The 12,452-nt window shown below is 74.6% G+C and carries 16 protein-coding genes; 8 read left to right on the plus strand and 8 right to left on the minus strand.

From position 1 onward, the window contains the following. Both NH602_RS20245 and hisH read left to right on the plus strand, forming a co-directional pair. Positions 1-348 (plus strand): FtsX-like permease family protein (locus NH602_RS20245; protein WP_253068622.1); only part of this gene is annotated, 348 nt, incomplete at its 5' end. 61 nt (positions 349-409) lie between these two features. Further along, the gene (hisH, locus tag NH602_RS20250; protein WP_100880263.1) at positions 410-1,045 is read left to right on the plus strand and encodes an imidazole glycerol phosphate synthase subunit HisH; all 636 of its coding nucleotides are present in this window, start codon (positions 410-412) and stop codon (positions 1,043-1,045) included. 13 nt (positions 1,046-1,058) lie between these two features. Here hisH and NH602_RS20255 read toward each other — a convergent pair whose 3' ends face one another. From NH602_RS20255 to NH602_RS20265, 3 genes are read right to left on the minus strand one after another with little or no spacing between them, the layout of a single operon-like run. Next, positions 1,059-1,931: a DUF1707 domain-containing protein gene (locus NH602_RS20255; protein WP_179760331.1), complete on the minus strand. Its 873-nt coding sequence runs from the start codon at positions 1,929-1,931 to the stop codon at positions 1,059-1,061. A 55-nt stretch (positions 1,932-1,986) separates the two neighbouring features. Continuing rightward, entirely contained in the window at positions 1,987-2,673 is a 687-nt protein-coding gene (locus NH602_RS20260; RefSeq protein ID WP_073573887.1) for an SDR family oxidoreductase, read from the minus strand. Positions 2,674-2,710: 37 nt separating this feature from the next. Next, the gene (locus tag NH602_RS20265; protein WP_073573886.1) at positions 2,711-3,493 is read right to left on the minus strand and encodes a DNA-formamidopyrimidine glycosylase family protein; all 783 of its coding nucleotides are present in this window, start codon (positions 3,491-3,493) and stop codon (positions 2,711-2,713) included. 37 nt (positions 3,494-3,530) lie between these two features. Here NH602_RS20265 and priA point away from each other — a divergent pair, with 37 nt between their 5' ends. From priA to NH602_RS20285, 4 genes are all read left to right on the plus strand, one after another. After that, positions 3,531-4,280: a bifunctional 1-(5-phosphoribosyl)-5-((5-phosphoribosylamino)methylideneamino)imidazole-4-carboxamide isomerase/phosphoribosylanthranilate isomerase PriA gene (gene priA / locus NH602_RS20270; protein WP_073573885.1), complete on the plus strand. Its 750-nt coding sequence runs from the start codon at positions 3,531-3,533 to the stop codon at positions 4,278-4,280. Continuing rightward, entirely contained in the window at positions 4,280-5,053 is a 774-nt protein-coding gene (gene hisF, locus NH602_RS20275; RefSeq protein ID WP_253068623.1) for an imidazole glycerol phosphate synthase subunit HisF, read from the plus strand. Before priA ends, hisF begins: the two co-directional genes overlap by 1 nt. Next, positions 5,050-5,433, plus strand: coding sequence for a phosphoribosyl-AMP cyclohydrolase (gene hisI / locus NH602_RS20280; RefSeq protein WP_179760328.1), 384 nt, complete (start codon positions 5,050-5,052; stop codon positions 5,431-5,433). The genes hisF and hisI overlap by 4 nt, the downstream gene beginning before the upstream one ends. Positions 5,434-5,517: 84 nt before the next feature. Then, positions 5,518-5,721 (plus strand): hypothetical protein, encoded by a 204-nt coding sequence (locus NH602_RS20285; RefSeq protein ID WP_179760327.1) that lies wholly within the window; start codon positions 5,518-5,520, stop codon positions 5,719-5,721. A gap of 4 nt (positions 5,722-5,725) precedes the next feature. Here the strand turns inward: NH602_RS20285 and NH602_RS20290 are convergent, their stop codons facing one another. From NH602_RS20290 to NH602_RS20305, 4 genes are all read right to left on the minus strand, one after another. After that, a complete protein-coding gene (locus tag NH602_RS20290) occupies positions 5,726-6,643 on the minus strand; it encodes an oxygenase MpaB family protein (RefSeq protein ID WP_253068624.1) in 918 nt (305 codons plus the stop codon). 95 nt (positions 6,644-6,738) lie between these two features. Beyond that, entirely contained in the window at positions 6,739-8,217 is a 1,479-nt protein-coding gene (locus NH602_RS20295; protein WP_253068625.1) for a sodium:solute symporter, read from the minus strand. Continuing rightward, the gene (locus NH602_RS20300) at positions 8,214-8,531 is read right to left on the minus strand and encodes a hypothetical protein (RefSeq protein ID WP_083658011.1); all 318 of its coding nucleotides are present in this window, start codon (positions 8,529-8,531) and stop codon (positions 8,214-8,216) included. The genes NH602_RS20295 and NH602_RS20300 overlap by 4 nt, the downstream gene beginning before the upstream one ends. A gap of 35 nt (positions 8,532-8,566) precedes the next feature. Beyond that, complete coding sequence (locus NH602_RS20305) at positions 8,567-9,247, minus strand: GntR family transcriptional regulator (protein ID WP_073573879.1); 681 nt, start codon at positions 9,245-9,247, stop codon at positions 8,567-8,569. A 273-nt stretch (positions 9,248-9,520) separates the two neighbouring features. On the opposite strand from NH602_RS20305, the gene NH602_RS20310 reads away from it, so the two are divergent. Beyond that, on the plus strand, positions 9,521-10,189 hold the full coding sequence (locus tag NH602_RS20310) for a response regulator transcription factor (protein ID WP_253068626.1): 669 nt from the start codon (positions 9,521-9,523) through the stop codon (positions 10,187-10,189). On the opposite strand, the gene NH602_RS20315 is transcribed toward NH602_RS20310, so the two are convergent. After that, positions 10,147-10,794: a TetR family transcriptional regulator gene (locus NH602_RS20315; protein ID WP_253068627.1), complete on the minus strand. Its 648-nt coding sequence runs from the start codon at positions 10,792-10,794 to the stop codon at positions 10,147-10,149. The two genes, NH602_RS20310 and NH602_RS20315, sit on opposite strands and share 43 nt — an antisense overlap. A 57-nt stretch (positions 10,795-10,851) precedes the next feature. Here NH602_RS20315 and NH602_RS20320 point away from each other — a divergent pair. Further along, a partial coding sequence (locus NH602_RS20320; RefSeq protein WP_253068628.1) for an anthranilate synthase component I occupies positions 10,852-12,452 on the plus strand: 1,601 nt, incomplete at its 3' end.

A 12,452-nucleotide genomic window follows, 5' to 3' on the forward strand; every position in this document is an offset into this window, starting at 1 on the left:
ACCGGGGCCCGGCGGGCCGACCTGGCCGTCCTCGTCGCGGCCGGGGCGACCCGGGCCCGGATCGTCGCGACCGTCGCCGTCGAGACCGGTACGGCCGCGACGCTCGGGATCGTGCTCGGCCTGGCGGTGGCCGTGCCGCCCCTGACCGCCCTCGCCTCAGGGCTGTCAACGGCCACCGGCACCGCGGTGGCCCCGGTGCCCGACGCCGGCGTGACCGCCCTGGCCGCCGGAACGTGCCTGCTCGTCGCCGTCCTCGCCGGTGCGGTGACCGCGGCGCGCACGGTCCGATCGTCATCATCAGTACCTGAGCGCCGTCGCCGGTCCGGCGGAGCAGCGCACAGGTACTGATGATCACGGCGCCGCCCCCGGGCCGCGGGAGGCCGCGCGAGGCGGCGACTACGCTGGTCGCGTGGCACGCATCGTCGTCCTCGACTACGGCTCCGGGAACCTGCGCTCCGCCGAGCGCGCCCTCGAACGCGTCGGCGCGGACGTCACCGTGACGTCCGACTTCGACGCGGCGACCGAGGCCGACGGTCTCGTCGTCCCCGGGGTGGGCGCCTTCGCGGCGTGCATGCAGGGCCTGCACGCCGTCCGTGGCCCGCAGATCATCGGGCGTCGGCTCGCCGGCGGCCGCCCGGTCCTCGGGATCTGCGTCGGCATGCAGGTCATGTTCGAGCGTGGCGTCGAGTTCGACGAGGACACCGAGGGCTGCGGCGAGTGGCCCGGCACGGTCGAGCGGATCCAGGCCGACGTGCTGCCGCACATGGGCTGGAACACCGTCCGCATGCCGGAGGAGTCCACCCTGTTCGCGGGGATGGACGCCGACACCCGCTTCTACTTCGTGCACTCGTTCGGCGTCCGGCGCTGGACCCTGGAGCCCTCGCACGCGATCGCCCCGCCGAAGGTCACCTGGACCCACCACGGCGAGGACGTCGTCGCCGCGGTGGAGAACGGGCCGCTGTCGGCGACCCAGTTCCACCCGGAGAAGTCCGGTGACGCCGGCGCCGCGGTCCTGGAGAACTGGCTGCGGTCGGTCACGGGCTGAACGGGTCGCCCGGTCAGGACGCGGCGAACACCGCGACCCCACTGCCGTCGGGTCGCGCGGTCACCGTGCCGCGCCGTGCCGAGCCGTCCGTGCAGGTGATCTCGACGGCCGGGCCCGAGCCGGGGTCGAACACCATCAGCCGCACGGAGCGGGCGCCGGGCACACCGGTCGCGCGAGGTGCGTCGGCGAGCAGCCCCGCGAGGGCGGTCGTGTCGAGGTCGCCCAGGTCGACGGTGCGCTGATCGGGGTCACGGGCGATCGCGGACACGACGTCGAGCCTCGTGAGCCCGGCCCCCGGCGTCCAGGTGTAGGTCCGGTCCGCGCGCGAGTTCCCCGGCTCGGCGATCTGAACCCCGCCGTCGTCGGGGCCGCGTACCGACAGCGAGTCGACGACGGTGCCACCCGAGACGCGGCGGACGGCCGCGACCAGCTCGGTCAGTCCCCGGTCGGTCCGCAGGTCGACCGGCTCGACGACGACCGGGGCGGTGACGGGCACGGGCGCGGCCGCCGTGGGAAGCGGCACCGGTGGCCGGTGCACCGGACGGGAGACGACGGCGTGCGCGACGGCCATCGCCGCGACCAGCGCGACGGCCACCCCGATCCGCACCGGCCAGTAGCCCGGCGCGTCCCGGTCCGGCCGTGTGGGGGAGGCCGCCACGCTCCGGGCCGGTGGCGGCCCTCGCCGTACTCGCGCGACGCCGGGAAGCTGCAGGTCAGCGGTGAGCGCGGTGAGGTCACCGATGTGCGCCGCCCGCAGCGCGGCGGCGACCCGGGTCCGGTGCTCGATGCCGTCGATCTGGCCCTCGGCGAAGGCGACGTCGAGCCGGTCGCAGGTCGCGGTCCGGTCGGAGTCACGGGCCCGCTTGCGGGAACGGAGGGAAGGCACGGCGGCGAGTGTGACGGCCGCGCACGACGACCGTGGCCGTTCCGCGGAACGCGCCTCAGCCCAGCGCGTACTCCCCGGAGCGCAGGTCGAAGGTCACCGTCCGCCTGTCCGAGCGCAGCGCCTCGAGCACCTGTCCGACGAGCGTCGCGACGTCGGAACCCGCTCTGATGCCGGACGGCACCGTCCCGGCGACGGCGCGGTCGGCGAGCCCGGTCTCGATGTGCGGCGGCCGTACGTCGAGCACCCGCACGCCCTGCTTGCGCACGCCACCGCGGGTCGCGGTCAGCCACGCCGACAGCGCCGCCTTGGACGCCGAGTAGGCCGCCATCCCCGGCGTCGGAACGTCGGCCAGGATCGCCGAGATCATCGCGAGCGTGCCACCGGAGTCGGTGAGGTGCGCGAGCGCGGCCCGGCCGATCGCCATCGGCGCCTGTGTGTTGACCGTCAGCAGGTGCTCGGTGACGACGTCGTTCTCCGACTCCTCCCCGAACCCGGCCACCCCGATCGCGACGAGCACCAGGTCCAGCCCGCCCAGGGCGTCCGCCGCCTCGTCGACGACGGCGGCGCAGCGCTCCAGGTCGAGTGCGTCGACGGTGAACGTGGGCTCGCCGCCGGTCCCGGAGGGATCGGTGCGGCCCGCCAGCGCGAGCGTCGCGCCCTGGTCGCGCAGCGCCTCGGTGAGCGCGCCGCCCAGCACACCCGTCGCCCCGACCACCAGCGTCCGCGCCCCGGAGAGTTCCATGATCCGACGGTAGGGCGAACCGGCGACGGCCGCGCGCTCACCGCTGGCAGCGCGGGCACCACCAGGTCTCGCGACCGTGCGGGGTGCGCTCCGGCGGCGCGAACGCCACCGCGGTCCCGCAGCGCAGACAGGGCCGCCGGTAACGGCCGTAGACGAAGTGCGGCGGCCGGACCCGGCCGGTGGTGTTCTGCGCGGGGTTGCGGACGACCGCGTCGCGCAGCAGCGCGCGGCCGCGCCCGAGGAGGGTGCCGGGGTCGGAGACCGCGGAACACTCCCGCCACGGGGAGATCCGCTCCAGGAACAGCAGCTCCTGGGCCCACATGTTCCCCAGCCCGGCGACGACGCGCTGGTCCAGCAGCGCCGCCAGCACCGCCCGGCCGGGGTCGGCGCGCAGCCGGGCGAGGGCCGCGTCGCCGTCGAAGGTGCCGCCGAGCAGGTCCGGGCCCAGGTGCCCGACGACGGTGTGCTCGTCGCGGGTCGGGAGTACGGCCAGCACCGGCAGCCCGATCCCGGCCACGGTGCGGCCGTCGACGAGGTGCAGCGCGATCCGCAGGTCGGCCGCGACGGCGCGGGGGAGCCGCCTCCCGGGCCGCAGCACCGACCACCGCCCGGACATCCGCAGGTGCGAGTGCACGGTCCAGCCGCCCGCGGTGCGGGCCAGCAGGTGCTTGCCGCGCGGCGCCCAGCCGGTGATCTCCTCCCCGGCGAGGTCGGCGCCGGCGAAGCGGGGGTGGCGCACGTCGGAGCGTGCGATCACCGCGCCCGCGGTGGCCGCGTCCAGCCGCGCCGCGAGCCGGAAGATGCTGTCCCCCTCGGCCACCCCCGGAGGCTACGAGCGGCGCGGATACCCTGGCGCGGTGAGCTTCACGTTGCTTCCCGCGGTGGACGTCGTCGACGGGCAGGCCGTTCGGCTGGTGCAGGGCGAGGCCGGCACCGAGACCGGCTACGGCTCGGCCCTGGAGGCGGCCCTGAACTGGCAGTCCGGCGGCGCCGAGTGGGTCCATCTGGTCGATCTCGACGCGGCGTTCGGCCGCGGCTCGAACGCCGAGCTGCTGGCCGAGGTGGTCGGGAAGCTCGACCTGAGGGTCGAGCTGTCCGGCGGCATCCGCGACGACGAGTCCCTGGAGCGCGCGCTGTCCACCGGCGCGGCCCGGCTCAACCTCGGCACCGCGGCGCTGGAGCAGCCCGAGTGGTGCCGCAGGGTCCTCGCCGAGCACGGCGAGAAGATCGCGATCGGCCTCGACGTCAAGATGATCGACGGCAGGCGCCGGGTCGCGGGGCGCGGCTGGACCTCCGACGGCGGCGACCTCTGGGAGGTCCTCGCCCGCCTCGACGCCGACGGCGCCACCCGCTACATCGTCACCGACGTCTCCAAGGACGGCACCCTGCAGGGCCCGAACGTCGAGCTGCTCACCGAGGTCGCGCAGGCCACGACCGCGCCGGTCATCGCGTCGGGGGGGATCTCGGAGGTGTCCGACCTGACCCGGCTCGCCGAGGTCGCCGCGACCGGCGTGAACATTGAGGGCTCGATCATCGGCAAGGCGCTCTACGCCGGCCGGTTCACCCTGCCCGAGGCCCTGGCGGCCGTGCGGGCGGTGAGCGCCTGATGGGCGTCGCGGTCCGCGTCATCCCCTGCCTGGACGTCGACGGCGGGCGCGTGGTGAAGGGCGTCAACTTCAAGGAGCTCCGCGACGCGGGCGACCCGGTCGAGATGGCGCGGGTCTACGACGCCGAGGGCGCCGACGAGCTGACCTTCCTCGACGTCACCGCGTCGTCGTCGGAGCGCGGCACCATGATCGACGTGGTACGCCGCACCGCCGAGCAGGTGTTCATCCCGCTGACCGTCGGCGGCGGCATCCGCACCCCCGACGACGTCGACCGGATGCTCCGCGCGGGCGCGGACAAGGTCTCGGTGAACACCGCCGCGATCGCCCGGCCCACGTTGCTGCACGAGATGTCGCGGCGCTTCGGCAGCCAGTGCATCGTGTTGTCGGTCGACGCACGTCGCGTCCCCGAGGGCGGGGAGCCGCAACCGTCGGGCTGGGAGGTCACCACGCACGGCGGGCGCCGTTCCGCCGGGATCGACGCCGTCGAGTGGGCCCGGCGCGGCCAGGAGCTCGGCGTCGGGGAGATCCTGCTCAACTCGATGGACGCCGACGGCACCCGCGCCGGGTTCGACCTGGAGATGCTGACCGCGGTCCGGAAGGTCGTCGACGTCCCGGTGATCGCCTCCGGCGGTGCCGGCGCGGTCGAGCACTTCGGCCCGGCCGTGCGCGCCGGGGCGGACGCGGTGCTCGCCGCCAGCGTGTTCCACTTCGGACAGCTCCGGATCGGCGAGGTCAAGGACGCGCTGCGGGGCGAGGGGGTCGAGATCCGATGACCGCACAGAGCGTGCGCGTCTCCGCGGCCGAGTCCGCGCTGGACCCGGCGGTCGCGGCCCGGCTCAAGCGCGACGCCGACGGCCTGGTCTGCGCCGTCGTCCAGTCCCGCGCCGGTGAGGTGCTGATGGTCGGCTGGATGGACGACGAGGCGCTGCACCGTACGCTGACCACCGGCCGGGGCACGTACTGGTCGCGCTCGCGTCAGGAGTACTGGGTCAAGGGCGGCACCTCCGGGCACGTGCAGCACGTGCACGAGGTGCGGCTGGACTGCGACGGCGACGCCGTGCTCGTGGTCGTCGACCAGGAGGGCCCGGCCTGCCACACCGGGACCCGGACCTGCTTCGACACCGACGTCCTGCTCGCCGGGGACGGCGCATAAGCACCGACGTCCTGCTCGCCGGGGACGGCGCCCGGGTGTGAGTCCCCCGGTGCGACGACGGGGCGGATCGGGCACCCTCGGGAGATGGATCCCGAAGAGAACGCGCAGGACGGCGACGACCCGCGTGCCCGCTGGCGGACCATGCCCGAGCCGATCCGTCCGGAGCAGTGGGTCGCCGAGCACGACACGGACCCGATCCCGGAGTCGCTCGCCGAGGCCGAGGCACGCCGCGAGGAGCAGGAACGGACCTACCTCGTGACCCGGCTCGGAGGCGGGGGCGGGGTCTGACCGCTCACGGGTGCACCGGCGGCATCGGTGGCGGCTGGGCGGGTGCCGAGGTGACCCACCGGATCCCGGCGGTGATCGCGTGCCCCCCGGCCCGCACCACGGTGGCCTCGGCGACGGGCAGCCACGGCAGCCGCAGCGGCAGCCGCGTCCAGCGCGGCATCAGTCCCACCGACGCGGCGGCCAGCACCGAGTAGGGCACCCGCGCGGAGAGCGGCAGCGGCGGCTCCCACAACAGGAACCGCGCGGCGTCGCGGGCCGCGGGGGTCCCGGCCAGCTCGGGCCGGTAGCCGTCGAGCTGTGCCCGCAGCTCCGCGGTGGACTCGGGCGGGTCCGGCACGCCCAGCTCGCGGGCGACGCGTGCGGTGTCGGCCACGTAGGCGTCGCGGCCCGCGGCGTCGAGCGGGGTGCTGCCGTAGCGGTCGTGCGCGGAGAGGAAGCTGTCGATCTCTGCGACGTGCACCCAGCGCAGCAGGTGCGGGTCCGACGCCGAGTACGGGCGCCCGTCCGGCGCGGTCCCGCGGACGTGGACGTGGGCCCGCTTGATCCGCGCGATCACCCGCTCGGCCTCCTCGGCCGGCCCGAACGTCGTCGCGGCCAGGAAGTACGAGGTGCGCTGCAGTCGTCCCCACGGGTCGCCGCGGAACCCGGAGTGCCCGGCGACCCCGGCCATGGCCAGCGGGTGCAGGGACTGCAACAGCAGCGCCCGCAGCCCGCCGACGAACATCGACGCGTCGCCGTGCACCGTCCGGATGGCGGCGTCCTCGGCGAACCAGCGCGGTCCCTCGGCGCCGAGGATGCGGGCGCGCCGGCCGGAGCCCTCGTCCCCGGCGACCCGGCTGAACACCGCCGACCCGACCCGCGACCGCAGGGCCGCGAGCCGGTCGGTGACGGCGTCGGGGAGCCGGGCGGAGAGATCGACCATGGGTCCAGTGTGCGGCCGGGCCCGGACGGCGGCCACCGGTCCCGCGGCACCCGACCGACGGTGCCCGGATCGTCCGCCGGCCGCGGCACCGTCGGTCAGATGACGGCGCCCATCCGCTGGGTGCGCGGGGTGCGGGTGACCGCCATCGATCCGACGACGCAGATGACGACGTTGGCGGCGAGCCCGACCAGCCCGGCGGGGACGCCCCCGAACGGCCCGAGGTCGAGCAGCGTGGCGCCACCCGCGACGACGGCCCCGGCGAGCATCCCCCAGAACGTGGGGCCGGGCGCCATCCGCCTCCAGTACAACCCGAGGATGAAGACCGGGGCGAGCTGGACGATGAGTTCGAACTTCAGCACGAAGATGCTGAACAGCGTGCCGGGCGGGTTCCAGGCGATGGCGAGCAGGCCGAACACCATCGCGACACCGACGAGCTTGCCGACCAGTACCTTGCGTCGGTCGGTGGCCCCGGGTGCGACGTGGCGGCCGTAGAGGTCGCCCGCCACGATCGAGGAGAACGCCAGCACCGCGGAGTCCGCCGTCGAGACGATGGCGCACACGACACCGCCGAACAGGAGGATCATCAGCAGGTAGAAGACCGTGTTCTGGGCCGCGACCTCGTTGGCGATCAGACCGACGAGCTGTTCGGACGCACCGGTGTCCAGGCCGGGGAACAGCTGCAGGCCGGCGATGCCGACGACGAACACGACCCCGGTCGTGGCCAGCGGCATCCAGGCCATCAGCGCCAGGGACCGCTTCAGCGTCCGCTCGCTGCGGGCGGAGTACACCCGCTGGATCGCGTGCGGGTAGACCGCAGCCCCGAAACCGATCATCACGATCATCGCGAGCCAGTTGACGGCGTCCGTGGTGCCCGGGACGCCGACCAGCTCCGGTGAGGTCTCGGTCAGGTACGTGGTGAGGGTGCCGAGCCCGCCGGTCAGCGTCACCACCCCGGTCAGGAGGGCGCCGATCCCGACCAGCATGGCGATGCCCTGGAGGACGTCGGTCATGGCCACGGCACGCATCCCACCGGTCCACGAGTAGACCAGCATGATGACGATGAAGCCGATCACGCCGACCTCGTAGGGGATCGTCTCGCCGGTCAGCCCGGCGATGCCGTGGCCCATGGCGACCAGCTGCTCCAGCACGTAGTTGCCGAGTCCCCACAGCATCAGGGCCACGGTGAGCAGTGACAGCTTCGTCGAGCCGAACCGGTCCCGCACGAAGTCGGTCGGCGTGACGAAACCCCTCTGCTTCGCCACGACGTACAGACGGGGTGCGAACAGCAGGTACACCGCGATGACGGCGATCATGAAAGGGACCGACTGCCACCACAGGAAGCCCGACCGGTACGCCTGGGGCGGGTACCCGACGACGGAGTTCCCGCTGTACTGGGTCGCGTAGAGGGTGAAGAACAGCGTCACCATGCCGAGGCCGCCACCCGCGGTGAAGTAGCCGCGTGCTGTGCCGGTGGATCCGCCGCGGCCCGCGTACCACCCGATCAGCAGCATCACGACGGCGTAGGCGCAGAGGATGGCCACCCCGCTCGGGCCGGCGAAGACGAGCTCGGTCACCGGTCGGCCTCCCCGCTCCGCAGGGCCGCCTCTTCGGCCGGTTCGACCAGGTTCCACTGCCGCAAGCAGATCCAGGAGACGAACGCCGCGAAGGCGAACGTGCTCGCCACGGAGATCGCGAACCAGAGCGGCACCCCGAGAACGACGGGCCGGATCGTCCCGGTCGGGTACCAGAGCGGGGTACCGGCCAGCACGATCACCAGCAGCACGGCGAACAGCCACGGTCGGCGCACCGGTTCGCGGCCGCCGGGGACGATGACGGGATCGGGTGGTGTGGTCTCGGCACTGTCGGCGGTGGGGTGGTGCTGGTCCACGGTGCTCCTCGTCGTCGTCGGCGGAGAGTCGGTGGTCACGGCCGCCGGTCGGCGGCCGCGGTCCGGTCGGGAGGGCCTGCGCGGTCGCGGACGACCTCGCGGGCCGCGCGGAGGTGCGCGGTCATGACGGCGCGGGCCCACTCGGGGTCGCGGGCGGCGAGGGCTGCCACGAGCTCGCGATGCTGGGCGAAACTGCGGGCCAGCCGCTCGGCGGTGTAGCGGCGGAAGGTCGTCCGTACCAGCGGGGCCTCGACCACTCGTCCGACCAGCTCACGCAGGGCGCGCCGCCCGCCTGCCCGGTGGATCTCGTGGTGGAGCGCCAGATTGAGACGGGTGATCTCGGCGTGATCGGGCGGGTCCTCGACGGCCTCCATCGCCGCGCACAGATCCCGCATCCGCGCGAGGTCGGCCCGCCCGGAGACTGCCGCGCGGGCCGCCGCGTGGCCCTCGAGCAGCACGCGCAGGTCGAACAGCTCGTCGAGGTCGTCGTCGTCCCACGCCAGTACGACGGCGCCGCGTCGTGGGGTCAGCTCGGCCAGACCGTCGGCGGCGAGGCGACGGATCGCCTCCCGGGTGGGGGTGCGACTGGTGCCGTGGGCCTCGGCGATCTCCTCCTCCCGCAACCGGGACCCCGCGGGGCGCACACCGTCGAGGATCTCGGCCCGCAGAGCGGTGTGCACGCGGTCGACCGCGGGTGCTCCGTGGTTCGCCGTCATCACCCACCCCTTCGTGATTGTGTACAAAGTAGGAGGGCGGAAGATCCTTATCAAGGGGATTGGTGCCGCTTTCGCCGCGCCGGCGGCGTCGATTGTGTACGAGACGTCGGTCGCTCCCGCCCGCCGCGCTTCCGCGGCGGGTCCCGGGACCGTCTCGATCTGCGACGATCGTCGCCGTGGCTGTGGGGCGGTCCCGTCGCCGGCACGTCGGCGTGGCGGGACGGGGACACACCGACGGGCGCGGTAGGGCGGGGACGGGCCCCGGGGGGAGCGATGACGGGTGACGCGAGTATCGGCGTCCTGCTGGTCGACGACGATGCGCCGATCCGTACCGGTCTGCGCGCGGTGCTCGATGCCGACCCCGGCATCACCGTCCTCGGCGAGACCGCCGACGGCGCCGAGGTGCCGGGCCTGGCCGGCCGGCTGGCGCCGGACGTCGTGGTGATGGACGTCCGCATGCCCGCCGTCGACGGCGGCACCGCGGCCCGGGCGCTGCTGCGCCGTCCCGGACCGCCCCGGGTGCTGGTGCTCACCACCTTCGGCCACGACCGGCACGTCCTGGACGCGCTGCGCGCCGGGGCCGGTGGCTTCCTGCTGAAGCGGACCCCGCCGCGCGACGTGGTCCGGGCCGTGCACACGGTCGCCGCGGGGGAGTCGCTGCTGTTCCCGGCGGCGGTGCGCGAGCTCGTGGCCGGGTTCGCCACCGACGACGGCGACCGGCTCGCCGCCGCCGGGCTGACCGCGCGCGAGGGCGGCGTGCTGCGGCTGATGGCGCGCGGGCTGTCCGACGCCGAGATCGCCGGGGAGTTGGCGCTCGACGTGGGCACGGTGACGACCGACGTCGCCGCGGTGCTGGCCAAGACCGGGTCGCGGGGCCGGACCCAGGCCGTCGTCGCCGCCTACTCCTCGGGGTTCGTCGACCCCAGGTTCCCGGTCAGGTAGCGCTGCACGGTCGGCCCGACCGCGGCGACGACGTCCTCGCGCGGCGCCGAGGCCAGCGGCTCCAGCCGCACCACGTAGCGCATCATGCCGAGCCCGATCAGCTGGGAGCCGACGAGCGCGCCCCGCTCGTCGGGCCGGTCGGGGGAGTGCGCCCGGGTGACCGGGCGCAGGATCGCGCCGCCGACGAACTCACGCAGCATCCGGGCCGCGATGTCGTGACCCGCGACGCTGCGCAGCACCGCCGCCATCGGGGCGCCGCCGCCGGTGTCCCAGACCGTCAGGAACCCCCGCACGATCCGCTCGCCGACCCGGTCGGCGGGGCCGTCCAGCACCATCCGCCGGACCCGTCCGGGGTCGACCGGCAGGTCCAGCGCGGCGAGGAACAGCTTCTCCTTGCCGCCGAACCAGTGGTTCACCATGGCCGGGTCCACCCCGGCCCGTTCGGCGATCCGGCGGACCGTGGCGCCGTCGAAGCCGCGGTCGGCGAACTCGGCGCGGGCGGCCGCGAGCAGCCCGGCGCGGGTGTCCGCGCCGCCGGACCGGCGGCCACGACGCCGTGGCGAGGCCCCCGGGTCCGGGGGTGCGGTGGCGCTCGGATCGGTCATGCGCCCCATCCTCACCCGCGCGAGGGCGGCCGTCACTGCTCGGGGACAATGAGTCGCATGACCCAGCGGACCCAGAACGCATCCGGTGGCGCGACGACGACCGGGGCCCCCGCCCCCGCGGCTCCCGCGGCCGCCGCCCTGGGCGCGGTGAGCCCCACCCGTGAGGAGTTCCGGGAGCTGGCGCGCGCGCACCGGGTCATCCCGGTGACCCGGCGGCTGCTGGCCGACGACGAGACCCCGGTCGGGGTCTACCGCAAGCTCGCGGGCGGGACCGCGGGCACGTTCCTGCTGGAGTCCGCCGAGAACGGCCGGTCCTGGTCGCGGTGGTCGTTCGTCGGGGCTCGCAGCGCCGCCGCGCTCACCGCCGTCGACGGCGAGCTGGTCTGGACCGGGGAGGTGCCCGACGGCCTGCCCACCACCGGCGACCCGCTCGACGCGCTGCGCACCGTGGTCACCGAGCTGCACTCCGAGCCGCTGCCCGGGCTCCCGCCGCTGACCGGCGGCATGGTCGGCTACCTCGGCTACGACATCGTCCGCCGCGTCGAGCGCATCGCGGACCCGGACGACCCCGCCGTCGACGACCTGGCGCTGCCCGAGCTGGTCATGCTGCTGGCCACCGACCTGGCCGCGCTGGACCACCACGAGGGCACCGTCACCCTGATCGCGAACGCGATCAACTGGGACGCCACCGACGAGCGCGTCGACCAGGCCTACGACGACGCCGTCGCCCGGCTGGACCGGATGACCGGCGAGCTCGCCGTGCCCGCGCCCAGCTCGGTCGCGGTGTACACCCCGACCCGCCCGGAGTTCCTCCGCCGGCGCACCCCCGAGCAGCACCACGCCGCGATCGAGGACGCCAAGGAGCAGATCCGCGCCGGCGAGGCGTTCCAGATCGTGCTCTCGCAGCGCTTCGAGATGGAGTGCGACGCCGACCCGCTCGAGGTCTACCGGATCCTGCGCACCACGAACCCGAGTCCGTACATGTACCTGCTGCGTCTCGACGACGCGGCGGGCGGGCCGCCGTTCTCCATCGTCGGGTCCAGCCCGGAGGCGCTGGTCAGCGTGCTCGACGGGCGTGCCACCACGCACCCCATCGCGGGCACCCGCTGGCGCGGCGCGACCGACGAGGAGGACCAGCTCCTGGAGAAGGAGCTGCGCGGCGACGAGAAGGAGCGCGCCGAACACCTGATGCTCGTCGACCTCGGTCGCAACGACCTCGGCCGGGTGTGCGAGCCCGGCACGGTGACCGTGCGGAACTTCTTCGAGATCGAGCGCTACAGCCACGTCATGCACCTGGTGTCGACGGTGACCGGGCTGCTGCGCGGCGACCGCACCGCGTTCGACGCCGTCGTCGCCTGCTTCCCGGCCGGCACCCTGTCCGGGGCGCCGAAGGTGCGGGCCATGCAGGTCATCGACCGGCTGGAGCCGACCCGGCGCGGTCAGTACGGCGGCATCGTCGGCTACCTCGACTTCGCGGGCAACGCCGACACCGCGATCGCCATCCGCACCGCGATGATCCGCAACGGGACCGCGTACGTGCAGGCGGGCGGTGGGATCGTCGCCGACTCCGACCCGGCCGCGGAGGACATGGAGTGCCTGAACAAGGCCCGGGCGGTGCTCCCGGCCGGCGCCGCGGCCGGGGCCCTGTCACCCCCGCC

The organism is Pseudonocardia sp. McavD-2-B (assembly GCF_024124365.1).
In the GTDB taxonomy this organism is placed as follows: Bacteria; Actinomycetota; Actinomycetes; order Mycobacteriales; family Pseudonocardiaceae; genus Pseudonocardia; species Pseudonocardia alni.

Excerpts from the sequence above, each read along its gene's own strand:
- NH602_RS20260 (WP_073573887.1), bottom strand. The coding sequence starts at position 2,673 with ATGGAACTCTCCGGGGCGCGGACGCTGGTGGTCGGGGCGACGGGTGTG.
- hisF (WP_253068623.1), top strand. The coding sequence starts at position 4,280 with ATGGGCGTCGCGGTCCGCGTCATCCCCTGCCTGGACGTCGACGGCGGG.
- hisI (WP_179760328.1), top strand. The coding sequence starts at position 5,050 with ATGACCGCACAGAGCGTGCGCGTCTCCGCGGCCGAGTCCGCGCTGGAC.
- NH602_RS20285 (WP_179760327.1), top strand. The coding sequence starts at position 5,518 with ATGGATCCCGAAGAGAACGCGCAGGACGGCGACGACCCGCGTGCCCGC.
- NH602_RS20290 (WP_253068624.1), bottom strand. The coding sequence starts at position 6,643 with ATGGTCGATCTCTCCGCCCGGCTCCCCGACGCCGTCACCGACCGGCTC.
- NH602_RS20305 (WP_073573879.1), bottom strand. The coding sequence starts at position 9,247 with ATGACGGCGAACCACGGAGCACCCGCGGTCGACCGCGTGCACACCGCT.
- NH602_RS20310 (WP_253068626.1), top strand. The coding sequence starts at position 9,521 with ATGACGGGTGACGCGAGTATCGGCGTCCTGCTGGTCGACGACGATGCG.
- NH602_RS20315 (WP_253068627.1), bottom strand. The coding sequence starts at position 10,794 with ATGACCGATCCGAGCGCCACCGCACCCCCGGACCCGGGGGCCTCGCCA.